This is a genomic window from Rhodoferax sp. (assembly GCF_013297935.1).
Classification (GTDB): Bacteria; Pseudomonadota; Gammaproteobacteria; order Burkholderiales; family Burkholderiaceae_C; genus Allorhodoferax.
Window position 1 is genome coordinate 1 of the sequence record NZ_JAAFIX010000014.1, and the last position, 25089, is coordinate 25089.

At 62.1% G+C, this 25089-nt stretch carries 24 protein-coding genes; 13 read left to right on the forward strand and 11 right to left on the reverse strand.

Annotated elements, in window-relative coordinates; all coding sequences use genetic code 11:
• Window positions 1-736: methyl-accepting chemotaxis protein (locus tag QZW03_RS15515; RefSeq protein WP_296510918.1), on the forward strand; the 736-nt coding region annotated here is incomplete at its 5' end.
• Here QZW03_RS15515 and gph read toward each other — a convergent pair.
• The 3 genes from gph to rpe are packed head-to-tail and all read right to left on the reverse strand — an operon-like array spanning window position 733 to window position 4939.
• Window positions 733-1440 (reverse strand): phosphoglycolate phosphatase, encoded by a 708-nt coding sequence (gph, locus tag QZW03_RS15520; protein WP_296510919.1) that lies wholly within the window; start codon window positions 1438-1440, stop codon window positions 733-735. The genes QZW03_RS15515 and gph overlap by 4 nt on opposite strands.
• Window positions 1434-4232 carry a bifunctional diguanylate cyclase/phosphodiesterase gene (locus QZW03_RS15525; RefSeq protein WP_296510920.1) on the reverse strand — a complete coding sequence of 933 codons (2799 nt, stop codon included), beginning with the start codon at window positions 4230-4232 and terminating at the stop codon, window positions 1434-1436. Before QZW03_RS15525 ends, gph begins: the two co-directional genes overlap by 7 nt.
• A 32-nt stretch (window positions 4233-4264) precedes the next feature.
• Window positions 4265-4939 carry a ribulose-phosphate 3-epimerase gene (gene rpe, locus QZW03_RS15530; protein WP_296510921.1) on the reverse strand — a complete coding sequence of 225 codons (675 nt, stop codon included), beginning with the start codon at window positions 4937-4939 and terminating at the stop codon, window positions 4265-4267.
• 77 nt (window positions 4940-5016) lie between these two features.
• Between rpe and apaG the strand changes: the two genes are divergently transcribed.
• From apaG to QZW03_RS15550, 4 genes are all read left to right on the forward strand, one after another.
• A complete protein-coding gene (gene apaG / locus QZW03_RS15535) occupies window positions 5017-5409 on the forward strand; it encodes a Co2+/Mg2+ efflux protein ApaG (protein WP_296510922.1) in 393 nt (130 codons plus the stop codon).
• Window position 5410: 1 nt separating this feature from the next.
• On the forward strand, window positions 5411-7396 hold the full coding sequence (locus tag QZW03_RS15540; RefSeq protein WP_296510923.1) for a site-specific recombinase: 1986 nt from the start codon (window positions 5411-5413) through the stop codon (window positions 7394-7396).
• Window positions 7393-8424 carry a thiamine-phosphate kinase gene (gene thiL / locus QZW03_RS15545; protein WP_296510924.1) on the forward strand — a complete coding sequence of 344 codons (1032 nt, stop codon included), beginning with the start codon at window positions 7393-7395 and terminating at the stop codon, window positions 8422-8424. The genes QZW03_RS15540 and thiL overlap by 4 nt, the downstream gene beginning before the upstream one ends.
• Before the next feature lie 101 nt (window positions 8425-8525).
• Window positions 8526-9320, forward strand: coding sequence for a Crp/Fnr family transcriptional regulator (locus QZW03_RS15550; protein WP_296510925.1), 795 nt, complete (start codon window positions 8526-8528; stop codon window positions 9318-9320).
• Window positions 9321-9385: 65 nt separating this feature from the next.
• Here QZW03_RS15550 and QZW03_RS15555 read toward each other — a convergent pair whose 3' ends face one another.
• Window positions 9386-10300, reverse strand: a complete 915-nt coding sequence (locus QZW03_RS15555) for an EAL domain-containing protein (RefSeq protein WP_296510926.1) — start codon at window positions 10298-10300, stop codon at window positions 9386-9388.
• A gap of 136 nt (window positions 10301-10436) precedes the next feature.
• On the opposite strand from QZW03_RS15555, the gene QZW03_RS15560 reads away from it, so the two are divergent.
• From QZW03_RS15560 to QZW03_RS15575, 4 genes are all read left to right on the forward strand, one after another.
• Window positions 10437-10664: an HNH endonuclease signature motif containing protein gene (locus QZW03_RS15560; protein ID WP_296510927.1), complete on the forward strand. Its 228-nt coding sequence runs from the start codon at window positions 10437-10439 to the stop codon at window positions 10662-10664.
• A 123-nt stretch (window positions 10665-10787) separates the two neighbouring features.
• Window positions 10788-11204 (forward strand): PilZ domain-containing protein, encoded by a 417-nt coding sequence (locus tag QZW03_RS15565; protein ID WP_296510928.1) that lies wholly within the window; start codon window positions 10788-10790, stop codon window positions 11202-11204.
• A gap of 303 nt (window positions 11205-11507) precedes the next feature.
• Window positions 11508-12002 carry a phosphatidylglycerophosphatase A gene (locus tag QZW03_RS15570; protein WP_296510982.1) on the forward strand — a complete coding sequence of 165 codons (495 nt, stop codon included), beginning with the start codon at window positions 11508-11510 and terminating at the stop codon, window positions 12000-12002.
• A 74-nt stretch (window positions 12003-12076) separates the two neighbouring features.
• Window positions 12077-12523: a CinA family protein gene (locus tag QZW03_RS15575; protein WP_296510929.1), complete on the forward strand. Its 447-nt coding sequence runs from the start codon at window positions 12077-12079 to the stop codon at window positions 12521-12523.
• A 9-nt stretch (window positions 12524-12532) separates the two neighbouring features.
• Here the strand turns inward: QZW03_RS15575 and QZW03_RS15580 are convergent, their stop codons facing one another.
• Window positions 12533-13384 (reverse strand): transporter substrate-binding domain-containing protein, encoded by an 852-nt coding sequence (locus QZW03_RS15580; RefSeq protein WP_296510930.1) that lies wholly within the window; start codon window positions 13382-13384, stop codon window positions 12533-12535.
• A 121-nt stretch (window positions 13385-13505) separates the two neighbouring features.
• On the opposite strand from QZW03_RS15580, the gene QZW03_RS15585 reads away from it, so the two are divergent.
• On the forward strand, window positions 13506-14417 hold the full coding sequence (locus tag QZW03_RS15585) for an alpha/beta hydrolase (RefSeq protein ID WP_296510932.1): 912 nt from the start codon (window positions 13506-13508) through the stop codon (window positions 14415-14417).
• Window positions 14410-15132 (forward strand): SDR family NAD(P)-dependent oxidoreductase, encoded by a 723-nt coding sequence (locus tag QZW03_RS15590; RefSeq protein WP_296510934.1) that lies wholly within the window; start codon window positions 14410-14412, stop codon window positions 15130-15132. The genes QZW03_RS15585 and QZW03_RS15590 overlap by 8 nt, the downstream gene beginning before the upstream one ends.
• Before the next feature lie 10 nt (window positions 15133-15142).
• On the opposite strand, the gene QZW03_RS15595 is transcribed toward QZW03_RS15590, so the two are convergent.
• Entirely contained in the window at window positions 15143-15964 is an 822-nt protein-coding gene (locus QZW03_RS15595; RefSeq protein ID WP_296510936.1) for a UPF0149 family protein, read from the reverse strand.
• A 55-nt stretch (window positions 15965-16019) separates the two neighbouring features.
• Here QZW03_RS15595 and QZW03_RS15600 point away from each other — a divergent pair, with 55 nt between their 5' ends.
• Complete coding sequence (locus tag QZW03_RS15600) at window positions 16020-17645, forward strand: FMN-binding glutamate synthase family protein (RefSeq protein WP_296510937.1); 1626 nt, start codon at window positions 16020-16022, stop codon at window positions 17643-17645.
• Window positions 17646-17647: 2 nt separating this feature from the next.
• Complete coding sequence (locus QZW03_RS15605; RefSeq protein ID WP_296510938.1) at window positions 17648-20419, forward strand: PAS domain S-box protein; 2772 nt, start codon at window positions 17648-17650, stop codon at window positions 20417-20419.
• Here the strand turns inward: QZW03_RS15605 and QZW03_RS15610 are convergent.
• Genes QZW03_RS15610 through lptA form a run of 5 tightly spaced genes read right to left on the reverse strand, consistent with a single transcriptional unit; the run spans window position 20412 to window position 25075 of the window.
• Window positions 20412-20828 carry a putative toxin-antitoxin system toxin component, PIN family gene (locus QZW03_RS15610; protein WP_296510940.1) on the reverse strand — a complete coding sequence of 139 codons (417 nt, stop codon included), beginning with the start codon at window positions 20826-20828 and terminating at the stop codon, window positions 20412-20414. The genes QZW03_RS15605 and QZW03_RS15610 overlap by 8 nt on opposite strands.
• A complete protein-coding gene (locus QZW03_RS15615; RefSeq protein WP_296510942.1) occupies window positions 20821-22095 on the reverse strand; it encodes a THUMP domain-containing protein in 1275 nt (424 codons plus the stop codon). Before QZW03_RS15615 ends, QZW03_RS15610 begins: the two co-directional genes overlap by 8 nt.
• Complete coding sequence (rpoN, locus tag QZW03_RS15620) at window positions 22092-23693, reverse strand: RNA polymerase factor sigma-54 (protein WP_296510944.1); 1602 nt, start codon at window positions 23691-23693, stop codon at window positions 22092-22094. Before rpoN ends, QZW03_RS15615 begins: the two co-directional genes overlap by 4 nt.
• Window positions 23694-24470 carry an LPS export ABC transporter ATP-binding protein gene (gene lptB, locus QZW03_RS15625; RefSeq protein ID WP_296510945.1) on the reverse strand — a complete coding sequence of 259 codons (777 nt, stop codon included), beginning with the start codon at window positions 24468-24470 and terminating at the stop codon, window positions 23694-23696.
• The gene (gene lptA, locus QZW03_RS15630) at window positions 24467-25075 is read right to left on the reverse strand and encodes a lipopolysaccharide transport periplasmic protein LptA (protein WP_296510946.1); all 609 of its coding nucleotides are present in this window, start codon (window positions 25073-25075) and stop codon (window positions 24467-24469) included. Before lptA ends, lptB begins: the two co-directional genes overlap by 4 nt.
• Window positions 25076-25089 lie beyond the last annotated feature (14 nt).

The following is a 25089-nucleotide window of genomic DNA, read 5'->3' on the forward strand; positions in this document are numbered from 1 at the left end:
CGGCATCGCCTTCCAAACCAACATCCTGGCCCTGAACGCAGCCGTAGAAGCCGCTAGAGCCGGAGAACAAGGCCGTGGCTTTGCCGTAGTAGCTTCTGAGGTGCGCTCACTGGCCGGGCGATCTGCCGAAGCCGCCAAAGAAATCAAAATCCTGATCAACGCCAGCGTAGAGCGGGTCGAGCAAGGCAGCAACCTAGTCGACAAAGCCGGCGAGACCATGACCGAAGTGGTCAGCAGCATCCGCAGAGTGACCGACATCATGGGAGAAATCAGCGCGGCCAGCTCGGAGCAAAGTGCGGGAGTCTCCCAAGTGGGAGAAGCCGTCACCCAGATGGACCAAGCCACGCAACAAAACGCTGCGCTGGTAGAAGAAATGGCAGCCGCTGCAAGCAGCCTGAAAAGTCAGGCCAATGACCTGGTGCAGGTGGTGGCGGTGTTTAAGTTGGGGAATGAAAGCCACAGCAGCACCTACACCGGCGCCAGCCACCTGTCGGCACCTGCTGCACCTGCCGCGGTGCGCAGCCAATCACCGGCCAAGAAAACATTCGCAGGCACCGAGCGCAGAGCCGCCGCGCAGACACTCCCCAAGCCCAGCGCCGCCAAACCGGCAAGCACTACGGCTAAGCCGCCTGCGGGCAAGGCACCACCGGTGCTGGTAGCCCATGCGCCGACTCCGCCCAAAACCAGCTTCAAGGCCACGCCCGCAGGTGGTGATGATGACTGGGAGACTTTTTAAACCCAGTGCAGCTGGGCTAGAAAGTCCAGCACACCATCGGCATCCACACGGTCGACCGGCTCGCCGTGGTTGTAGCCGTAGCTGACCAAAATGACCGGGCAACCGGCAGCGCGCGCGGCCAGGGCGTCGTTGCTGGAGTCGCCCACCATCAAGGTCCGGGCCGGCACCGTCTGCAACTGTGCGCAGGCGTGCAGCAAGGGCATGGGGTCCGGTTTTTTGCGGGCCACCGCGTCACCACCAATGACTGCACTGAAGTAAACCGCCAACTGCTTTTCAGCCAACAAAGCCTGCGCAAATGCAGTGGGCTTGTTGGTCACACAAACAAGCTTCAGACCCGCCTGCTGCCACTGTGCAAGCGCCTCCCGCACGCCGGGGTACACCGCGGAATAGTGCCCGTTGACCTCCGGGTAGTGGCGTTGGTAGGCCTGCCATGCCGCCTCGAACAATGCTACGTTTTTTGTAGCTACTTGCGCAGTATCTATATGGGCCAGAAGGCTTTTTATTAAGTGTTCGGAGCCTTTGCCGACCAGCCGCTCCACCAGCGCCTGTTCGACCACAAAGCTCTGAAAAGGCTCCGGCAATTCTGCGAGCATGCGCTGCAAGGCTTGGACAAAGTCGCCCAAGGTATCGACCATCGTTCCGTCGAGGTCGACGATGACCGCATCCGTGGCTGCCAAGGGTAGTTGTATCGGGTCTCTCACCATAGGTGTTCCTGCTTGGGGCGCCCTTGTATCCAGGACACCAATTCATTCAAAGGCATGGGGCGCGCGATCCAATAACCCTGCGCCTTTTCGCAGCCCAAGTCAGCCATCTGCCGGGCTTGGGCTTCTGTTTCAATACCCTCCGCCACCGTGCCGAGTTGCAAAGTGGCCGCCACCTTGAGGGTCGCCTCGATGAGCACACGGTGGTATTCACTCTGGTCGAGCAAGCTCACAAACGAGCGGTCGATTTTGATGGAGTGGACCGGAAGCTCATGCAAGCAGGCCAGTGAGGAATACCCGGTGCCGAAGTCGTCCAATGACAGAGCCACCCCCATGGCGCGCAGCGCCTGCAAGGTGCTTTGCACCAACGCGTCCTGGGCCGCCAGGCTCTCGGTGACCTCCAGGACCAGCTGGTGGGGCTCCATGTGAGCGTTGCGCAAGGCGTCGCGCACCAACTCCACCAAACCGGGCTCACGCAACTGCGCCCGCGACAGGTTGACCGAGACACTGGGGGGCGCTTCCGGCCCGAGCACCCGCTGCAGCTTTTCAAATGCCAGGCAGGACTCTTCCAACACAAATTGGCCCAAGGCTGCAATCAGCCCGCACGACTCTGCCAAAGGAATAAAGTCGACTGGCGACACCGGCCCGCGCACCGGGTGCCGCCAGCGGACCAGAGCCTCCATACCCGCAAGCTCATACCCGGGCAGGCGCACCAGCGGCTGGTACACCACCGACATTTCGTGCTTGCCCAGCGCCTCACGAAGATCGTTTTCCAGGGCCACGGAGTCACTCAGCTCAGAGCGCATGGCAGGGTCAAACACCACATAGCGTGCGCGCCCGGTGCGCTTGGCCTCGTACATGGCAATGTCTGCATCGCGCAGCACGCTGTCCGCGTCGGCTTGCGCATGGAGGCTGGTCACGATGCCGATGCTCACCGTCGAGGTCACCCGGTGCCCTTCCACCTGGTAGGGCACGGCCAGCACATCCAGCAAACGCCCGGCGACGTGGATGGCGTCCAGGTCCCCCCGGATGTCGTCCAGCAACACCACGAACTCATCGCCCCCGATCCGGGCGGCGACTTTCTCAAAATCGTCGGCTTGCACAAACGCATCGCCGGGGCGCAAGCTCTCCTCCAGGCGGCGCGCAATCTGGCGCAACAAAGCGTCTCCCACGGTGTGGCCCAAGGTGTCGTTGACTTGTTTGAAACGGTCAAAGTCCATGAACAGCACTGCGAAGTGGTAGCCGGGCTCCTGGCGGCGGCGCTCAATGGCGGCGCGGATCATCTCCACCATCTCGGTGCGGTTGGGCAGCGCGGTCAGGTCGTCGGTACGGGCGGCGGTGCGCAGTTGCTGCTCCAGCGCTTTCTGCGCGTTCACGTCCATGGCAACCCCCGCGATCCGGAGCACACGCCCTTGGACCGTGCGGTCGGCAGCCCGCCCTGCAAACAATATCCAGACCCACCGTCCGGAGTAGTGGCGCAGGCGCACCGACAGGCGGTGCTCGCGGGATTCATCCTGCAGGTGCATGCGCACCGACTGCTCCCAGGCGGACAAATCTTCGGGGTGGATCAGGCTGCGCCAAGTCGAGGCGTGGGGCACCAACACCCCGTCGGGGTAGCCCAATATCTGCTGCATGCGCCGGTTCCAGCCCACACTCTGGTCCACCAGATCCCAATGCCAGATACCCAGGCCTGCGCCTGATACTGCCAGCGACAAAATTTCCTGCTGTGAGCGCACCTCGCTCAGGTCCGTTGCGACCATGACCCAGCCGGACACAGCCCCGTCCGGCTCCGAGATCGGCTGCATGTCCAGCAACACCCAGCCGAGCTCCCCTTTCTTGGTCACGATGCGCACCTCGCGCTTGATGCCGCGCCCCCGTATCAGCGACTCGGTGAACTCGGTGAAATGGGTGGGGTCAGCACTGCGCCCTTTGAGCAGCGTGCCGATACGGCGACCACAGGCCTGCTCGTCGCTGTGGCCGGTCAGGGCGCTAAAGGCCTGATTCACCCACACCACTCGCAAGCCCGCATCCGTAATGGCGATCGCGTTGGAACTGATCTCCGCCACAGTCGCCATCCGCTTCAGCCGCTCTGCCTGACGGGTCAGCTCCTGGTATTGGCGACGCACTGCCCGCGCCGTTGGCTCCACGACCAACATCGCAAGCGTCAGTGCGAGGATAAGAATCCCGGTGGCAATCGCCCAGACCGTTCCGATAAGGCGACGACTGCGCTGCGCGGTCTCGGCGGTCAACTCCCGGGCTAGCCCATACAGCGCACTCTCCGCACGCTGCAAGGCCTGGCGCAACTCGGCGACTTCGACAGTCTGCACGCTTGCCCCAGGAATCTGTACAGCGTCCAGTGGCACCCACAAGGCCCGGCGAACCGATGCCCATTCGCGGAACGCCGCCAGCACCTCGGCGGACTCCAGCGGCGCGGTTGCAGTCTGGGTCTGCAACAGCGCCTCGGCGACCTCGGTTTCGTTGCGCAGCCGCGCGCTGCTCAAACGCAGGTCTTGGCGTTGTCCTTCAGAGACCTCGTGCGATCCATCAGGCAACAGCAGACTCAAGCGCCCCACCAACACCCGCTGCTCTGCCACGGTTTGGAGCAGCTGCAAATCAACCTGACGGTCGGCCTGCCACTGCAAGGACAAGACCGCCCGGAACATGCCCAGCAACAGCAAGAGCAGCAAGACCCCATACATCGCCACCCGTACCCGGATGTGTGCATGCCGCCCGCCCACCAACAAGTGGCCCAGGGACTCCCGGACGCGAACTGCGATGCGTGTGAGCGTGTTCAAAAGGAGGGTGCCGGGCTAGGCGGCGACGTGCATCAGGCCAGCGCCAGACGCATCGCGTCCACCACGGCCTTGTAGTCCGGCTTGCCGAAAATCGCACTGCCGGCCACAAAGGTATCGGCACCGGCATCGGCCACGCGGCGGATGTTGTCGGTCTTGATGCCGCCGTCCACTTCCAGGCGGATGTCCTTGCCACTGGCGTCGATGCGCTTGCGCACCGCCTCAATCTTGCGCAGGGCGGAGTCGATGAAGCTTTGGCCCCCAAAGCCGGGGTTCACGCTCATGATGAGGATAAGGTCAATGTCGTCAATCACCCAGTCCAGCACATCCAGCGGCTCGGCAGGGTTGAACACCAGGCCCGCCTTCACGCCCTTGCTTTTGATAGCCTGCACGCTGCGGTGCACGTGGCCGGAAGCGTCGGGGTGGAAACTGATGTAATCCGCGCCCGCCTCGGCAAAGCTGGCCGCCAGCGCATCCACCGGCGAAATCATGAGGTGCACATCGATCGGCACGGCCACACCCGCCGCCGTATTGGCGTGGGGTTTGAGGGCGCTGCAGATCATGGGGCCGAAGGTCAGGTTGGGCACATAGTGGTTGTCCATCACATCAAAGTGAATCCAGTCCGCACCGGCAGCGATCACGTTGGCCACTTCTTCGCCCAGGCGGGCGAAGTCGGCAGAGAGGATGGAAGGGGCAATGCGAAAGGTCATGACAACGACGTCCAGAGAGTGGTTTCGGGATTGTGGGGGTATTTCAAGCTGCCTATTTTCGCAGGTAGCATTGCCGGATGGCCAAATATGCTTTTCTGGTGGAAGTCAAACCCCAATACCTCGCAGATCAATCGGCGCCGGACGAGGACTTGTACGTCTTCGCCTACACCATCACCATTGTCAACATCGGTGAAGTGAGCGCCCAACTGATTTCCCGCACCTGGAACGTGAACGACGCCAACGGGCACACCGAGCGGGTCAAAGGCCTGGGGGTGGTGGGGCAACAACCCTTGCTCAAACCCGGGCAGGCCTTCGAGTACACCAGCGGCACCCGCCTGCGCACCCCGACCGGCACCATGCACGGGAGCTTTTTTTGCGTGGCCGAAGACGGCGAAAAATTCGACACCGACATCCCGATGTTTGTACTCGATGCCTTGAGTGACTCAGGCGGCCCGCGCACCCTGCACTGATATGGCAAAAGCTCAAGACGACCTCTCGACCCTGCTGGAGCAGCTGGAACACCCGGCCACGGCGGTGGAGCGGCATATCTGGCTGATCCGCTTGGTGACCTGGGTGCGCGGCACCGAAGAAGCCCCGGAGGCACCGGCAGCCCGTGTGGAACTGCTCCTGGACGTGCTGGCCGCACGCCCCCACACCACCAAGCATTTGCGAAACTGGTGGGCCGAACTGCTGGGCACTGTGGATGGCAGCACCCTGCTCTCGGACTACGGCTTCGGCTCCCGCAACGCCTTTGTGAGCGAGCTGGTGGAGCGCTTGAATCGCAAGCTACTGCCCGCCACGCCCGAAACGCAGGACGCCTCGGAATTGTTTGCCCTGGTGTTGCACCACCCGCGCGATGCCCTCTGGATTGCCGCCCTGCCGGCCCCAACACTGGCTCGCCTCGCTGCGCTGCTCACGCTGACCGCCCCTGCCGAAAGCTTGCCCCGCGCATTGCGCCCTGTCAGCATGTGGCAGCACACCCTGGTCAACGCCTTGACTTTTTGCGTCAGCCAGATCCGGGCCACCGGTTTTTCGCAGGAAATGCGCCTGCGCATGAGCAGCCCGGTCCGCGATGGCAGCCCCTTTCACAGTCTCGCGGCAGATCTGGACCAGGTCATTGATGCCTGGCTGGGCGGCGCCAACACAGACCCGGCCGCGCACCATTTCCGCAACCAGCTCGACGCCTGCCGGCAAGCCGCCTCCACGGTCTACACCCACCTGGATGCGCACGGCATCTCGGTGGACCTGGTGTTTCGCCTGCGGCAATTGCGTGAGCGGGTGCTGCGGGTGCGGGCGCTGCTGGATTGCCTGCTCGACGACACCGGCCACACCAGCGCCGCGCGGCTGCTCTCGCACCTGGCCAGCGTCGGCCAGGAGCAACGCAGCGTCGGCGCCCTGATTGCGTCCAACTCCTCCCTGCTTGCCGCCAAGGTGGCCGAGCGCAGCTCCGAGACCGGCGAGCACTACATCACCCGCAACCGGGCGGAATACCGCGCCATGCTGGGCAACGCGGCCGGTGGCGGCGCCCTGACCGCGCTGACCACGGCCATGAAGTTCGGCATCATGGCCGTGGGCCTGTCGGCCTTTTGGTATGGATTCTGGTCCGGCGTTATGTATGCCGCGAGCTTTGTGCTGATCCAGATGCTGCACTTCACGCTGGCCACCAAGCAGCCGGCCATGACAGCCCCGGCCATGGCCGCCAAACTAAAAGACATCTCCGACTCCCAGGCACTACAGGCCTTTGTGGATGAGGTGACCCATCTGGTGCGCTCACAAATGGCAGCCATTCTGGGCAACGTGATGCTGGTGTTTCCGGTGACAGTGCTGTTGTCCGCCGGCATGATGCTGGCCACCGGCGCGCCCATGATCAGCGCTGAGCGTGCGGACTACGTGCTGCACTCGCTCACCCTCCTGGGCCCCTCCTTGTTGTTCGCCGCGTTCACCGGCGTGCTGCTGTTCTCCAGCAGCATCGTGGCGGGGTGGGTGGAGAACTGGTTTGTGCTCCATCGGCTGGATTCGGCCATCCGCTACAACCCGCGCATCACGGCCCTGCTGGGCTCCCTGAGAGCGGACCGCTGGGCGCTCTTTATGCGCCACCACATTTCCGGGCTTGCCGCCAACATCTCCTTGGGCATGATGCTGGGCCTGGTGCCGGCCATTCTGGCGTTTCTCGGCCCGGCGCTCGATGTTCGCCACGTCACGCTCTCAGCCGGCCAGCTGGGCGCCGCCTGCGCGGCTCTGGGTTGGGAAGTAGTCCGCAACCCGGCACTGTGGTGGGCAGTCGCCAGCATTCCCCTGATTGGCTTGCTCAATGTCGGCGTGAGCTTTTACCTCGCATTCCGGGTGGCTTTGCAGGCCCACAATATTTCCGGCATCGACCGCTCCCGCATCCGCTCGGCCATCTGGCAACGCCTGGGCGCCCGGCCACTGAGCTTTTTGTGGCCCGCCAAAGAATGAGCAGTCCGGGCGAGTTTGAGCTGATCGCACAGTACTTTGCACGCGCCGGGCACCCGCTGCCCACCCGCGTGGTGCTGGGTATCGGAGACGATTGCGCTTTGTTGCAGCCCACGCCGGGCATGCAGTGGGCCATTAGCAGCGACATGCTGGTCAGCGGGCGGCATTTTTTCCCCGACGTGAGCTCCCGCACCCTGGGGCACAAAGCCTTGGCCGTCAACTTGAGTGACCTGGCCGCCTGTGGCGCCAAGCCCGTCGGCTTCACGCTCGCGCTGAGTTTGCCGGATGCCGATGCCGACTGGCTTCGGGAGTTTTCGCAAGGCCTGTTTACGCTGGCCGATGCGCACGACTGCCCTTTGGTGGGTGGCGACACCACCCGGGGCCCGCTCAATATTTGCATCACCGTGTTCGGTGAAGTGCCACCCGGGCAAGCTTTGCTGCGCAGTGGTGCCCGGGCGGGTGATGACATCTGGGTCAGCGGCACCCTGGGCGATGCTGCGCAGGCCTTGCATTGCCTGTGGGGCCGCGATGAACTGCCCGAGCCCGAAAAAACCCGGGCCCGCCAGCGCCTCGAACAACCCAGCCCCCGGGTCGCACTCGGCCAAGCTCTGCGCGGTGTGGCCCATGCCGCTGCCGATGTGAGCGACGGGCTGCTGGGCGACCTGGGTCACATCCTCAAAGCAAGCGGAACAGGCGCAGAACTGCAGGCGGATGTTGCTATTACTTTAATAGCCAACTGCGCATATTCCAATTGGGCTAGCGGCACTTTTGACCTAAAAACTGGGCACCAGGCCCGTGACCTGCGCTATGTCTTGTGCGGTGGGGACGACTACGAGCTGGTCTTTACCGCACTGCCCGCTCGGCGCGAGGCGGTAGCGGCTGCGGCCGCGCAGAGCCAGACCCCGGTCACGCGCATCGGCCGGGTGGTCGCCGGCACTGGAGTACGGGTGCTCGGGCCGGATGGTCAGCCTTTGCAGGGGGACTGGGCGAGTTTTGACCACTTCAAGGCGGCGACTGGGTCCGGTCTGTAAAAAAGCGTAAACCGGACATTGTTCCTACGACCGCGCGGGACTTTGTTTGACAATACCCTGGCCGCCGCTTGGCGGTACCGAATATCTGCTCAGGAGCGTTTTTGCCCGCCGACACCCCCGCCGCTCAAGGCTATGTTTACAAGCAGCTCAAGCGTTTGGGGTTGTCCGACACCTTGGCCTTGCAAACCGCTCCCATGGTCAAGGTGCAGGCCTTTGACGCAGGTAAGCGCTTGTGGAGCAAGGGCAGCGAGGTAAAGCAGTGGATGTTCATCATCCAAGGCCTGGTTTCCGCTTCGGTACCCACCACCAACTCGGAGTCCACCCCTATTTCGGTGTACGGGCGCGGAGCGTGGTTCGGTGAGCAATCCATCATCAACCGCAAGCCCAGCTTTGCCGACTACGTGTGCCTGACCGCCACGGAAGTACTCACCCTGCCGGCTGCGCAGTTTGACCACTTGTTTGTGACGGAGCCGAACTTTGCCCGCTTCGTTGCCAAGCTCATGGCCTGGCGGGTGCAAAAAACCTCGGAAACCCTGACGCTGATGAAGCTGGGCAACCCGTGCATGCGGGTGGTTATGGGCCTGGCCCAGTTTGCGGAAGCCCTGGCCTACCGCTCAGACCGGCCACCTACCATCGGTTTCGGGGAAGGCGTGGAGATTCCGATTCCCCAGAACACCCTGGCCTCACTCTGTGGGGTGTCGAGAACTTTGTTTTCCGAGTACGTGCAACAACTCGCGACCCACGGCTGGCTCAAGCTGTCTTACGGGAAACTGGAGATTTTGTCTATCCACACCTGGCACGCCTTTGCCCGCAGCCAGCGGGAGGACAACCAGAACACCCTGAATGCCAGTATCCCGGACCTCCTGGCTTTGCTCGAGCGGCTGGACCGGGCTTAGCTCCCGATCGCAGCCTCAGTGCCCTCAGGCTGCGATCCAGCTCCAACTCCAACTCCGGCCCAAGCTCAAGACAAGAGGGAGAAGCGGGTTTCGAGCACTGGCGGGTTCAGCGGTGCGGCCGGGGGCACAAGCGGCGCGGGATAGGACGGCACGGCCGTGGTGGTTCCCAGGATGTCCCGGGCCCGGAGGTTCAAGCTCCGCACCGGCTCTGGCGAAGGGCTTCCCAAGAAAAACCCTTGGGCTATGTCGACCCCGAGGCTCGCCATGGTGCGCAGCTCCGCTTCGGTTTCCACCGACTTGGCAACGAGCAGTGCGTTGTGGTTGCGGGTGAGCCGCACCAGGCTGCGAACCACACGGGTGTTTTCAGCGTCCACCGCAATGTTGTGGGTCCAGCGGGGCGCCATCTTGACGACATTGGGTAGGACTTTGCCCCAGACTTTCATGCTATTTTCCGAGGCCTTGAAGTTGTCCAGCGCAATGCTCACACCCGCTTCGCGGAGTGGTGCCAAGGCATTCAACAACACGTCGATCTTGGGAATGCGGGTGTAACCCGCCAGATCCAAGCCCACACGGCGCGGCGACACCTTGTGTTTGTGCATCAGGTGCAGCAACATGCCGGCCGCATCAGACTCCTGCAACTGCACGAGCGACTGCGCACTGAAGTTCACGAACAGCTGGCCCTTGCCCCCGTGGGTGGACCAATGGGTCAGGGCCAGTTCCAGGCAAGACAGCTCAAAGTTTTTCAGGCAGCGCTCGCGGGTCGCGGCTTCGAGCAAGGCCTCTACGCTCGCATCCGTCAGCCTGCGTGGTGCGCGCACCAAGGCCTCCTGGCCCAGAAGCACGCCGCTGCGCAAATCCACCATGGGCTGGAACATCGGCTCCAAAGCCCGCTCCGCTAGCAAGTCCATCACCCGCAAGGGGGCCTGTCGCGCCTCAGAGCGGCGCAGCCACTTGGGCAACCGGGACAACCATTCAGACATACCTATCCATTCCAAAACTCTAACTTTCAGCCTGGCTATGGTCAGACCGAGGATTCATGTCTGGATTACACGGCCCACCGCTGAAACGGGCAAACCCAACCGTCCACCGCTGAACATTTGCCCTGAAAATGCCCGCATGAGCCGACTCTCACTCACCAGAACCAAGATTTACAACACCGTTGCGCGCCAACTGCATGGGCAAGTGCCCTGCTGGGTGTGTGGTCTGCATGTCGCCCCTGAAGACGCGACGCTGGAACACATCCGCCCCCAGAGCGAAGGGGGCAGCAGTCACTTGGAAAATCTGGCCATCAGCCATGGCACCTGCAACCGGGGTCGCCACCTCCCGGCCACGCCGCTCGCCTAGCCGCATAGTCACCTCCAAGGCCTGCCAACAGCGCTGACAGATCCGCCCCGTCACACGACTGTCACGCCACTGCCATGTACCAAAGGCAGCATCGCGGCAACTAGATACTTCAGGAGGCACGCCATGGCGAGATCAGAACAACGCGTACACACGCGCGCAACTTTTTTCCGTATCGGTTCGGGCAGTCAGGCCGCAACCTATTTCGCTTTTCGCGATGCGAACCAACCCCAAGCCCTTGCGGCACTGATTCTGGATGTCAGCGAAGGGGGCGTGCAGATCTTGTCACAGGCCGGCTCGCAATTGACCGGCAAGTCCTTCCAACTGGAGATGCACTTCGCCACCGACCAAGGTATTGAGACGCTGGACGGGGGTGAAATTCAGTGGGTCTGGTCGGAACCCGATGGCATCTACACCCGCAGCGGCTTTGTGGCGCGCGCAGAAGGCCACAGCCTCGCGACCTTTATTCAGGGCCTACCGGCTCAGAAAGAGCACATCATCCGCTGCGCCCTCTACCCCGTGGGCCACTTGGCAGTGGCCTAAGCCACCACGGCCCCGGCAAGCGCGCGGGCGAATTCATCCCCCTGCTGCAAACGCAGTTTGACGGTGGCCGGGTTCCCATTTACGCCGTGACGCCGCAAGAGCGGCACCGCTTGCCCAAGATCCGCGCCTGCATGGACTATCGGGCGGAGTGGAAATCACTGCACGACTGAGCATCAGCCAACGGCGCCGTTGAATAATCGGGGTATGAGCGAACCCGTTACCCTGATCCCACTCGACACCCAAACCGGCGAGCCGCTGTACCCGCCGCGCCCCAGCAAACCGGCCGGGCCCACCGCCAAATTCATGTTTTCGCACCCCGCGCATGTGATTGCGCTGGGCTTGGGCTCCGGCCTGTCGCGCATCGCACCAGGCACCTCGGGCACCTTGTGGGCCTGGGCGGCGTTTATTGCGCTCTCGCAGTGGCTGGGGGAGTTCGGCTGGGGGGTGCTGATTGCTGCCAGCATTCCGGTGGGCTGGTGGGCCAGCACGGTGACCGCACGCAACATGGGCGTGCTGGACCCGGGCAACATCGTCATCGACGAGGTGGTGGCCTTCTGGCTGGTGCTGTGGCTGGTCACACCCACCTCGCTGGTGGGGCAGGCACTGGCCTTCGGCCTGTTTCGCTACTTTGACGCGGCCAAGCCCGGCCCGGTGGGCTGGGCCGACCGGCTCTTTCACGACCTGCAAGCAGACACCGACCGCCACGCCTGGACCAAGGCAGGCTGGGGCATCATGCTCGACGATCTGGTAGCCGCCGGCTGCACCTTGCTGGTGATCGCCATCTGGAGGTTCGTGTGAGCTTCGCAACGGACAATTTGCTATCAAATGAGGAGCTGTCTGCGCATACTCTACCTGGGCTAGTGGCCGATTTGATGCTAAAACGCCCATGGATGCTCGCCACCGCCGAGAGCTGCACCGGCGGCATGATTGCCGCTGCCTGCACCGACCTCGCGGGGTCGAGCGCCTGGTTTGAACGCGGCTTGGTGACCTATTCCAACGAAGCCAAGACCGAGCTTTTAGGAGTGCCGGCTGAGTTGATTGCCGCCCATGGCGCGGTGAGCGAGCCGGTGGCACGGGCTATGGCAAGCGGAGCTTTGCAGCACTCGCGGGCCCAAGTGGCCCTCTCGGTCACCGGCATTGCCGGCCCCGGCGGAGGTAGCCCGGACAAGCCGGTCGGCACCGTCTGGTTCGGCTGGGCCACGCCCCACGGCGTGTGGAGCGAAGTGCAGCATTTTGCAGGAGACCGCGCTGCCGTGCGCGCGGCCACGGTGCGGCACAGCCTTACACGGCTGGTAGCGCTACTCACACCTCAAACCTGAGAGTCCGCGTCAGCGCTTGCCTTTGGGGGCCGGGCGCTCGGGCGCCGCAGCAATGGCATTCAGGCGGCAACCGGGCCAGTTGAGCTTTTCGGCATAGGCAGGCGTTCGCTTCAAGGCCCGCAAGCCCCGGTTGAAGGCCTGTAAGCGGGCGGCACTGGCCGGGAGCTTGTCGCTGAACATCACATGGGTGGTGAAGTTCGGGGCGAACAAGCGTGGGTGGGCACGCAAATCCTGCACATCGCTGTCCGCAAAGTGGTGCTGCAACAAGTAACACGCCACGTTACGCTCCATGGGCACGACATCCACACGCCCGCCCAGGAGCAGGCGCAGGTGGGCCAGGTCATCCGGGGCGCTCACGGTGGTCAGTGTGCCGGCCCGCAGCAGGCTCCAGAACTCCGGGGTGTAGGTGTAAGACTGCACGATGCCAACGCGCAGGCCCTTCAAGTCAGCAAGCACCTTCCAGTCGAAGGGGGTGTCTTTGAAGGCCGACTGCCGGTAGACCAGCACCCATTGCTCGGTGAGCACGTTGTCGCTGATCAAAAAGCCTTTGTCCCGCTCAGGGTTGCGCCCCCAGTAGGCGGTGGCGTCCCACAGCCCTGCACGGGACTCCTCTAGGGTGCGGGTCCAGGGCTTGAAGCTGTACTGGACCTCCAGCCCTTCATGGGCAAAGGCCCTGCGGACAATGTCGAGGGCTATCCCTTGGTCGGGGCGCTCCTGCGTCGAATACGGTGGCAACTCACCGGTCGCAAGGCGCAATACCTCGGCAATCGCTGGCATCCAAGCACCGGCCAGCCACAGCAGCGCGGCCCCCGCCAGGCTGCGAAAAAGTGGCTGTTGAGAACTGTGGCGTCCCATCGTCATCGTGCCTGTCTGTGTTGTCGGATCATCATAGTGCGGACTGTGGCTATTGGCTGCAATACGGGCCCACTTTTACAAATCACGTAGCCTCGGGACCCAGCATTGCACTACGAGGAACACACCCATGCCTTGGTTTGACGGTTTTGTGGAACGCGACTTCATGGTCAACGGCGTGCGCATCCATGCGCGGGTGCCCCGGGAGGCGCAAGGCGCGCGACCCGCACTACTTTTGCTCCACGGCTTTCCACAAACCCATGTGCTGTGGGCGCGGGTCGCCCAGCTACTGGCGCAAGATTTTTACCTCGTTATGCCAGACCTGCGGGGCTATGGCGACTCCGACAAACCGGCAGGTCTGCCCGACCACAGCAACTACAGCAAACGCACCTTGGCCGCAGACATGGTCGCGCTGATGGATGCGCTGGGGGTGCCGCGCTTCGGCGTGTGCGGGCATGACCGAGGCGGGCGCGTCGCCCACCGGCTGGCTCTGGACCACCCGCAGCGGGTGCAGGGGCTGTGCGTGATCGACATCGCGCCCACGCTGGACATGTACGCGGCGACCGACTTCGCCTACGCGAGTGCTTACTACCACTGGTTTCACCTGATTCAGCCCGCGCCCTTGCCCGAGACCATGATTCTCGGGGCGCCCTTGCCCTACCTGCACACCAAGTTGGGCGGCTGGGGCGGCAGCGGGACCGGCTTCATCGAGCCACAGGCCATGGCGGAGTACGAGCGGTGCTTTCAGCTGCCAGGCACCGTGCACAGCATGTGCGAGGACTACCGCGCAAGCGCAGGTATCGACCTGGAGCACGACCGCGCCAGCCGCGCCCTGCCCGACGCGGCCGGGCGCATTGCCTGCAACACGCTGGTGCTGTGGGGCGAGCGCGGGGTGGTGAACCGCTTGTTTGACCCCGTGGCCTTGTGGACGGCCCAGTGTGCCGCCACCGTGAGCGCTCAGGTTCTACCCGCGGGTCACTTCATACCCGAAGAGCTGCCGGACGTGACAGCCCGGCAGTTGAAGGAGTTTTTCCATGCATGAAAGTGCCCCCCTTCAGAGTTTTCCCTCAGGCGGCATGGCGGTAGTGATCGGTGCCGGCGGGGGTATCGGTGCGGCCTTGGTGCAGGCACTGGAAGCCACTGGCGGCCTGGAGGCCGTGGTGGGCTTGAGCCGCCACACCAAGCCCGCGCTGGACCTGTTGGATGAGGACAGCATCTGCACCTGTGCGCAGCAGGTGCAAGCGCGGCAACTCCCCGTGCGCCTGGTGCTAGATGCCACCGGTTTTTTGCACAACGACATCTGGAGCCCCGAGAAAAGCTGGCAGCAACTGGACCCGGCCCACATGGCCCACAGCTTTGCGGTGAACGCCATCGGCCCCGCCTTGCTGATGAAGCATTTTTTGCCGTTGCTGCCCCGCGATGGCAAGAGTGTGTTTGCCACCTTGTCCGCCAAAGTGGGCAGCATTGGCGACAACCGGCTGGGCGGCTGGTACAGCTACCGCGCAGCCAAAGCGGCGCTCAACCAGCTGGTGCACACCGCCGCCATTGAGTTAAAGCGCCGGCACCCGCAGGCGATGTGCATCGCCATGCACCCGGGCACGGTGGACACTGGCTTGTCCACCCCGTTTGCCAAAACAGGCTTAGAGGTGCGGACTCCTGCAGCCGCCGCCGAGCGCCTGCTGGCAGTCATCAACGCGCTTCAAGCTGAGCACAGCGGCGGATTTATCAATCACGACGGCACCGAGTTGCCGTGGTGAACGTGCGCACTTAAGCGCCGTGGCACTTTTTGTATTTCTTGCCGCTGCCGCAATCGCACGGGTCGTTGCGACCGGGCTCGGCTTCCTTGCGCACGGTTTCCACACGCGGGCCGAAATTGCGCCACAGCTCGCGCAAGTCATACACCGCCCAGACAGCGTCTGAAAAGTCGTTAATGCGGCTCTGGCTCACGCTGGCCGGGCCGTTGTCGTCGAATACCGAAATGGTGGGTTCGTCGGTGTCGTCTTCGGTGAGGGCGACGATGGCTTGCAAGGAAGCATCGAGCCACTTTTCCGCTTCTTTGTCGCGGGGGGCAGCCCACTCTTCGGGCCAGGATTCCACCGCAAACATAAAGCCCAGCGCCCAGACTTGTCCAAAGGAGGGCAAGTCTTCGCCTTCCATTTTGGCGCGATCTTCCTCGGACAATGAGGCAATGGCACCACGGACATCCATCACCTCGGGGTGGTAGGCGTTTTCGTCATCCAGGCCATTGATCTCCACACCCAGTCCGCGCACTACGTCGTCCCAGCGGCGCATCCACAGCGCCATGAAGCGGGCAGCTTGCGCGGCGTCAGCAAACCCGCCGGCCTCGCCCGCTGAAGGAACCTCCATATCCAACAGGACAGGGAAGTATTCCTCTACCGCAATCGGGCGGCGGCACACCACCAGCGCGGCCATGAAGCCTTCGCAGAATTCCCACTGCGGGATTTCTTCTTGGCGGGTGCGCAGATCGTCCAGGATGGTGTCAATTTCATCAAATTCCTGGGGACTCAGGGTGAGTTCGGCACCCGCATCGGGGCCGGTTGTAGATTCGTTGGGGGTATAGGTAGTCATAAGCTGTGCAAAGAGGGTGCAGGCTGGTATTGTCTCTCCGAAGGAGTCTCCTGCCATGCTCAATACCTTGAATGCCGTTTTCCCCATCCGCTACACCGTCTTGGGGTTGAGCGCTTTTGCTCTGCTACTCAGTGTGTTCAGCCTGCTGGTTTTTGGTGTGGGCCTGGGCACCTTTCTGCTGGCAGCGGTACTGGTGGGGGTGGGGGTGTATGACCTGCGCCAGACCAAGCGCTCCATTCTGCGCAACTACCCCATCATCGGGCACCTGCGATTCATGCTGGAGTTTGTCCGGCCGGAGATCCGCCAGTACTTTATTGAGAGCGATAACGAAGCCACTCCGTTCTCCCGCTCGCAGCGTTCGCTGGTGTACCAGCGGGCCAAGGGAGACCCGGACAAGCGCCCTTTCGGCACGCAGCTCGATGTGCACGCAGATGGCTATGAGTGGGTCAACCACTCCGTGTCGCCCACCAAAATCGCGTCGCACGACTTCCGCATCACCATTGGCGAGCACACGGCCCACCCCTACTCCGCCAGCGTATTCAATATCTCGGCCATGAGTTTTGGCGCCCTGAGTGCCAACGCAATTCTGGCGCTCAACAAGGGCGCGCACCGCGGCAACTTTGCCCATGACACCGGAGAAGGCTCCATCTCCGCCCACCACCGGGTGCATGGCGGTGACCTGATCTGGGAGGTGGCATCGGGCTATTTCGGTTGCCGCAATGACGACGGCAGCTTTAACGCCGACAAGTTCGCAGTCAACGCCCAAGACCCGCAGGTCAAGATGATTGAGCTCAAGCTCAGCCAGGGTGCCAAGCCGGGCCATGGAGGCATGTTGCCCGGTCCCAAAGTCACCCCCGAGATTGCCGAAGCCCGTGGCGTGCCGGTGGGGGTGGACTGCATTTCCCCCGCCTCGCACAGCGCGTTTTCTACGCCGGTAGAAATGATGCAATTCATTGCCCGCTTGCGCGAGCTCTCGAGGGGCAAACCCACCGGCATGAAGCTGTGTATCGGCCATCCGTGGGAATGGTTTGCCATGGTGAAGGCCATGATGGAAACCGGCATCACCCCCGACTTTATTGTGGTGGACGGCGCAGAAGGTGGCACCGGAGCCGCCCCTCTCGAATTCACCGACCACGTGGGAGCCCCGGTGCAAGAGGGACTGCTGCTGGTACACAACACCCTGCGAGGCGCAGGCCTGCGGGATCGCGTGAAAATTGGTGTGGCCGGCAAAGTGGTGAGCGCCTTTGATGTGGCCCGCTATATGGCGCTGGGTGCCGACTGGTGCAACAGTGCCCGGGGCTTTATGTTTGCGCTGGGCTGCATCCAGGCGCAGCACTGCCACACGGGCCACTGCCCCACTGGCGTGACCACTCAAGACCCGCTGCGACAGCAAAGCCTGGTCGTGCCTGACAAGGCGGAACGGGTCTACAACTTTCACCAACAGACTTTGTTTGCGCTCAAAGAAATGGTGCAAGCCGTGGGGGTGTTCCACCCCAATGAAATCACGGCTCACCACATCGTCCGCCGCAGTGACAACAAGGTCCGCTCGCTGGCGCAGTTCATACTGACCCAGCTGCCCAACGGGGCACTGCTAGGTGAATCGGTCGCGAGTTTGCCCTTGATCTACCGCCACACCTGGCCACGGGCGCAAGCGCACAGCTTTGCCCTGCGCCCCGAGTAAGCATGCGGCACGGGATGCTTCGAAAGCTCAAATGGTGGGTGCTGGCGACCTTACTCATCGCCACGCCAGTAACTTGGGCTGTAGAGACTACGCGCGTGCTCATGTTGGTGTCCTACCATCCGGGAATGGCTTGGAGCGATGCCCAGGTGGCGGGCGTTCGCGCCGAACTCGAGGAAATAGAGCCGCCGATCGACCTCCAACTGGAGTACCTGGATACCAAGCGTGTCAGGCCCTCTGACCGCTATTACCAAGAACTAGAGGCGGTATTGCTGACCAAAATCGGCAGCTCTCCGCCAGCCATGATTCTCGCGTCTGACGATGACGCACTGGATCTTGCCTTGCGACTCCGCAAAGCCCATTTCCCACGCATGCCGGTTCTGTTTTCGGGAATCGCCATCAGTCGTTTGTCGGCGTTGGAAAGAGAGGCCAACATCGGTGGAGTTTTTGACGACATTGACGTAAGCAGCAGCCTTTCAGCAGTGCTGCGCATGTTGCCGAAAACACGCCGGGTTGTCGTCATTCATGACCAGAGCCGCACCAGCCTGGCCCAGATTGAGACACTGCGCCGTGGATTGACGGCACAAGCACAGTTGCAAATTGAATACCTCACCGACATCAGCGCTGAAGCGGTACAAGACCGGTTGGCCCAGTTGGGAGCACAGGACTTGGTGTTCGCACTGCCATTCAATCGCGACTCCCGCGGCAAAATTCTCACCCATGAAGAGGCCGCCGATTTGTGGGCTCGCGCATCTGGAGCCCCTGTCGCCGTGACCCGCGATGTTGCGATGCGGCCGGGGATATTGGGCGGATTTTTGATTTCGGGCCGGGAACAAGGCCAAGCGATTGGACGCTTGGCGCAGCAGCTAATCAGCGGCACCGCATCGACGCCTTTACCCATGACAACTGGGCCCAGTCATGCGACATTTGATCACCAGCAGATCGAGCGCTGGGGTATTGACCGTGACCTCCTGCCGGAGCAGGCGACCGTGGTCAACGTGCCAATCCATGCTTGGGACGAGTTACGACCGCACTTTGCCTGGCTGGCCACACTGTTCGGGAGCTTGTTAATCATCATCGGCCTGCTTGTTTACGGCATGCAAAGTCGCAATGCGGCAGCACGCGCAATCCGGCAAAGTGAAAAAAACTTCCGTGACCTTTTTGACCATAGCCCGGACGCTATCGTCGTCCGCGACATGGGGAATGGACAGATAGTCGATACCAACCCGCGATTCGAAGCCATGTTCGGGTATACCGCTGCCCAAGCCCGACTTTTGAAGCCGCAAGACTTGACGGCTCTAGGCCCGCAATTCAATGCGGACTCTGCTAGAGAAATATTCGAGAAAGTGTTGCGCGAAGGAGAACATTTTTTCGAGTGGCACCAGCAGCGCAAGGACGGAAGTCAATTCTGGTCCGAAATTTCCATGGTGCGCGTGGATATGGGATCACATACCCGGACGGTATCCACGGTCCGTGACATCAGTGATCGCAAGCACGCAGAGCAACTTGCCCGAGATCTGGAATACCGGATCCGCCAGATCTACGAGAACTTGCCGATTGCCGTTTTTGCTATCGATGCCGACCACAAAGTGACATTCTGGAATCCAGAAATGACCCGACTCACAGGGGTTCCCGCCCATGAAGTCGTCGGTACCAGGGATAGCTGGCGTGGCATCTACCCGAGCCCACGGCCCTGCTTGCTGGACGTGCTAGTGGATGGCGCGCAACCTGACGATTTAGAACGCTACTATGCAGGTCGCTTGCGCAAAAGCAGCCAGATACCTGGTGCACTGGAAGGCGAAAGCTACTTCACCAACCAGCAGAAAACTCAGGGGATGTGGGGGCGATTTTGTGCAGCCCCGTTACGCGATGAGCACGGCACGATTACCGGCGCCATTGAAACGCTTATCGATGTAACGCAGCTTAAGCGCGTTCAGACCAATCTGGAGGATTTGAACCGGGAGCTGGAAGCCCGCGTGGACTCGCGCAACCAAGAGTTGCAACGCGCCATGGGCCAACTGGTGCAAAGCGAAAAGCTAGCCGCCTTGGGTAGCCTGGTGGCGGGTGTGGCCCATGAGCTCAATACCCCTATCGGCAATGTCTTGGCGGTCGCCAGCACACTCACGGAGGAAGCAAGCTCATTCAGCCAGAAATTACTCTCTGGCTCGGCCCGCCGGAGCGATGTGGAACGAGGTGCACAGCGAATTCAGGAGGCCAGTCTTCTGATTGAGCGTAACGCAGCACGGGCCGCCAAACTGATCAACGACTTCAAAGAAGTCGCCGTCGACCAGACCAGTTCCCGCCGACGCAGATTCCGGCTGTTGGCCATCGTGCAAGAGGTACTGCACACGACCAGGCCGATGTTCAAGCACGCAACACAAGAGGTGCGGTTGCTCATCGACGAAGATCTTGAGTTGGACAGCTATCCCGGCCCGCTGGAACAGGTGTTAACCAACCTCTTGGCGAACTCCATCGCCCATGGATTTGAGAACCGAGACGAGGGCCGCATCGACATCACCGCTCAGCTTGATGGCGCCGGCGTTCTGCTCCACTACTCTGACGATGGTCGCGGAATCCCTGCGACCCACCTACCCCATATTTTTGAGCCCTTCTACACCACCAAACTGGGAAGGGGCGGCAGTGGCTTGGGCATGTACATCGTCTACAACCTCGTGACCAATGTACTGGCCGGACATATCGGCATAGAGAGCCAGGAGGGTGTGGGCACCCAGATCCGCATGGCTATTCCGCAGTCAGCGCCGCTATCAATTACATAGCGCATCGCGCATGTGCGCCGAGGGCCAGAAGCCTTTTTGCCATACAAAGTACCGCGTGGTCTTTGCTCAGTACCGCACAGCGATGCGCGACCGCGAGGTCGATAAAGCGCTGATCGTCCGGGTCTTTGCAGGTGACCGGCGCCTTGTCTGCCACGAGTACGGTGTGGACCAGGGCATCCCGCGTAGCCAGCACGGCCTGCGCCTGCAAAGCATAAAAATCAAGCCGCTTGGCGATTTGCGGGTAGGCCAGCACCCGCTCCAGCTCATCACGCATAGCGGCTGTGCCAATCCAGCGCACCTGGCCTGATGCCAGGGCAGCCCGCAGGGGTTCGGTCAAGGGGTCTTTGAACACCAACAGATCGAGCACGATGTTGGTGTCGAGCACGATACCCGGCGCCATCTCAGGCATCGGGCGACGCCGTGCCGGGTTTGGCCAGGCGGCCCTTGACCATGTCGAACTTGAACAGGCGGCACTCCAGCGGCCCGTTCCACATGGGCACGCGGCGGGATTCTTTGAGTCGCATCTTGCCGGGTAGCTTCAAGTCCGGGGTGAGCATCCAGGCGGTCCAGCCGCTGTAGTTTTTCTTCCAGTGGCTGGCCAACTGGTTGAAGAAGTCCACCCCCTCGTCGGCTTCCGCCAGGTCGCGGGCGCCGAAGCGGGCGCCCTCGCCCTCGCCGGCCACACCGCCGATACCGATACGCTCGCCATACGGCGGGTTGATTAGCATCACGCCACCGCCGGTCTCGCTCACCTCCAAGGGAGGCATGCGCTGGAGCGCATCGCCGCCGCGGAACTCAATCACGTCCGCCACCCCGGCGCGCTGTGCATTGCGCTCGGCAAAGTCGACCATACGGAACGACACATCGCTGCCGTAGATCAAGGCCTTTTGGCCTGGCTCCGGTTTCATGACGGCGTCTGCAGCTTCTTTTTTCATAGCAGCCCACGCGTCAGGGCGGAAAGGCTTGTACTTCTCAAACGCGAAGCGGCGCAGCGAGCCGGCTGCGATATTGCACGCAATCTGGGCGGCCTCAATGACCACCGTGCCGCTACCGCAGCAGGGGTCGTACAGGGGCAGCAGATCGTCGTCACCCGATGCCCAGCCGCTGGCGGCAATCATGGCCGCGGCCAGGGTTTCTTTCAGCGGGGCGTCGCCCTTGTCTTCGCGCCAGCCCCGCTTGAACAGCGGCTCGCCCGAGGTGTCGATGTAGAGCGAGCATGCATCGGTGGTCAGATGGGCGTAAATGCGCACATCGGGCCATTGGGTATTCACGTCCGGCCGCACACCGCCCGCCACTTCACGGAAGCGGTCGCAGACGGCGTCCTTCACCTTGAGCGCTGCAAAGTTCAGCGAGGTCAGCGGGCTGTGCTGGGCAGTGACCTCCACCTTGATACTTTCGCGCGGCGTAAACCAACGCTCCCACGCTACCTGCATGGCTGCGCGGTACAAGTCCTGCTCGCTGCGGTACTCGGTGTACGACACCAGCACCAGCACCCGCTGCGCCAAGCGGCTGTAGAGGTTGAGCAGCATCGCATGCTCAAACCCGGTGCGCACGGCCACGCCGCCACGTTGTTTGGTAATGCAACCGGGAGGCAGCCCGGTGATCTGCAAAATTTCGGGGGCCAGATAGTCCTCCACGCCGGCAGCGCAGGGGAGAAAAAGAGTCAGTTGGTTCATAGCGCTTTGCGGAGTGAGGCGGGGGCAATCTTCAGCCCCTCGCGGTATTTGGCCACGGTGCGCCGGGCGCATTCAATGCCCTGCTCTTTGAGCATGTCGGAAATCTGGTTATCGCTCAAGGGCTTTTTAGAGCTCTCGGAGGCAATAAATTGTTTGATCAGCGCCCGTACCGCGGTGCTGGAGGCATTGCCTCCGCTCTCGGTGCCCAGGCCGGAGCCGAAAAAGTACTTCAACTCAAAGGTGCCGAAGGGCGTGGCCATGTACTTGGCGGTGGTGACCCGGCTGATGGTGGACTCATGCAGGCCCAGCTCATCGGCAATTTCACGAAGCACCAGAGGGCGCATGGCCAGCTCGCCATGGGTGAAGAAATTCTTTTGTCGCTCCACAATTGCGGTGCTGACCCGCAGAATCGTGTCGAAGCGCTGCTGGATGTTCTTGATGAACCAGCGCGCCTCCTGGAGCCGCTGCTGCAGGCCGGCGTGGCTGGAGCTGGCTTTGTGGTTGCGCAGCACATTGGCATAGATGTCGTGCACCTTGAGGCGCGGCATCACATCCGGGTTGAGCTGCACGCGGAACTTGGCAGCACCACCGACCCGGCCGATGGGTACGACCAGCACATCGGGCACCACAATGTTGCGCTCCACATCGACAAAGCGGCGACCTGGCTTGGGTTCCAGCCGGGCAATCAGGGCAATGGCTTCGCGCACCAGCGCGTCGCCCCCCACCCCGGCCTGCACCAGGCGCTTGATGTCCCGGCGAGCCAGCAGCTCCATGGGTTGCTTGCAAATAGCCAAGGCCACTTGCAGTACCTCGATGCGGCTCCACTCCCCGTCCTCGTCGGCAATGCGCAGCAAAGACTGGATCTGCAGGCGCAAACACTCCCCGAGGTCGCGGGCCCCGACCCCCACCGGCTCCAGGCTGTGCAGCAAACCCCGCGCTACGGTGAAGTGGTGCACGAGCTCGTGAAGCTGCTCTTCATCAGCAGGGTGCAGACTTTGAGCCAATTCAGCCAGTGGCTCTTCGAGGTAACCGTCGTCATTCAACGACTCGATCAAGAAACGCAGCGCAGCAGCATCTTCAGGGCTCAAACGCAAACCAGCCGCCTGGCGGTGCAAATAGGCCTGAAGCGACTCGCCGGAGCGGGCCAGCTCGGTGGCGTCCTTGTGCTCGTCGTCGTCCAGATTGTTGGTTTTGGCCTTGGCATCGACGCCCCACTCCCCATCATCCGGGGTCATTTCTGTGGTGCCATCGCCTTCCCAGTTCGGCTCGTCACTGGTCGACAAAGGCGAGGATTCTTCGTCAGAAGTACTGCTGGCCGAGGTAGCGCTTGCGTAGTCAGCTATCGAATTAGTGGCAAAATCAGACTCTTGCTCGCTCAGCCTGTCGCCATCGCTGACCGTGGCATCGACGGTATCGAGGCCGAACTCCTCCCGCTCCGCACGCTCCTCTGTGAGCTCCAGAAACGGGTTTTCGTCGAGCATCTGTTCCACTTCCTGGCTGAGCTCCAAGGTGGAGAGTTGCAGCAGGCGGATAGATTGTTGCAGCTGGGGCGTGAGCGCCAGATGCTGTGAAACACGGAGCGAGAGACCTTGTTTCATCTACATCTTGAAGTGTTCACCGAGGTACACCCGGCGCACATCGACGTTGTTCACAATATCGGCGGGCGTGCCTTCGGCCAGCACATGCCCGTCGCTGATGATGTAAGCATGATCGCAAATACCCAAAGTTTCACGCACGTTGTGGTCGGTAATCAGCACACCGATGCCACGGGCTTTCAGGAAATTGATGATGCGCTGAATCTCAATGACCGCGATCGGGTCAATCCCCGCGAAGGGCTCATCCAACAGAATGAAACGCGGCCGGGTCGCCAGGGCGCGCGCAATCTCAACGCGGCGACGCTCGCCGCCCGATAACGCCAGCGATGGCGATTCCCGCAAATGCTCCACGCGGAGCTCTTGCAGCAAATCGGTGAGGCGGCGTTCAATTTCGTCAGACTTCAGCGGTGCACCTGCATCATCGCGCTGCAACTCCAGCACAGCGCGCACGTTGTCTTCCACATTGAGCTTGCGGAAGATCGACGCCTCTTGCGGCAAATAGCCCAAGCCCAACCGTGCCCGGCGGTGGATGGGCATGTGCTCGATACTTTCCCCATCGATCGTGATGTCGCCGGCGCTGGCGCGCAGCAAACCCACAATCATGTAAAACGAGGTGGTTTTGCCGGCGCCATTCGGGCCCAGCAAACCCACCACTTCACCCGTGCGCACCGCCAGCGATACGTCTTTGACGACCTGGCGCTTGCCATAGTACTTTTGCAAATGGCGGGCTTCGAGCCGCCCGGCACTGCTGTCCGGGGTGTTGGGGGCACGCTCACTCACTGGACGGCCTTCTCAACCTGGGGGGTGATTTTCAGTGCTGCGCCGCCGTTGGACGGAGCGGCAGAGACGGGTTCCGGCTTGGGCGACAGCATGGCACGCACCCGCCCGGCAGGCGCTGCGGCGGTTTTCGGTGCGCCGTCGACCGTAAAGCGGTCGGTCAGGTTTTCGTAGACGATGACCGCCCCGGTGACCTCATCGGCCAGCACAGCGCCACGCAGACGCCGCATCTGGGCTTTTTTGATGAAGCGCACGGTGTCCGCTTTGCCGTCGTATTCGATGGTGTCGCCCTCGCCTTCGATGTATTCATCAATACCATCGCGCTTCTGGCGGAAAAAGGCCTGCTTGTCCGGCGAGCCGGTGACCAGTCCGAACTGGTAGCCTTCCGGGTCCTGGCGGACCTCGATCTGACTACCGCGAATCAGGATGCTGCCCTTGGTCAACACCACATTGCCGCTGAAGATGCTGATCTGCTTGAGATCGTCATAGCGCAACGCGTCGGACTCCACATTCATGGGCTTGTTGCGGTCGGCTTTTTCAGCACGAACGCCGTCGGCCAGACCGGACAAGGCCAACAGAACCGACAGGGACAACACAGTTTTTTTCATAAGGGCACGAAACT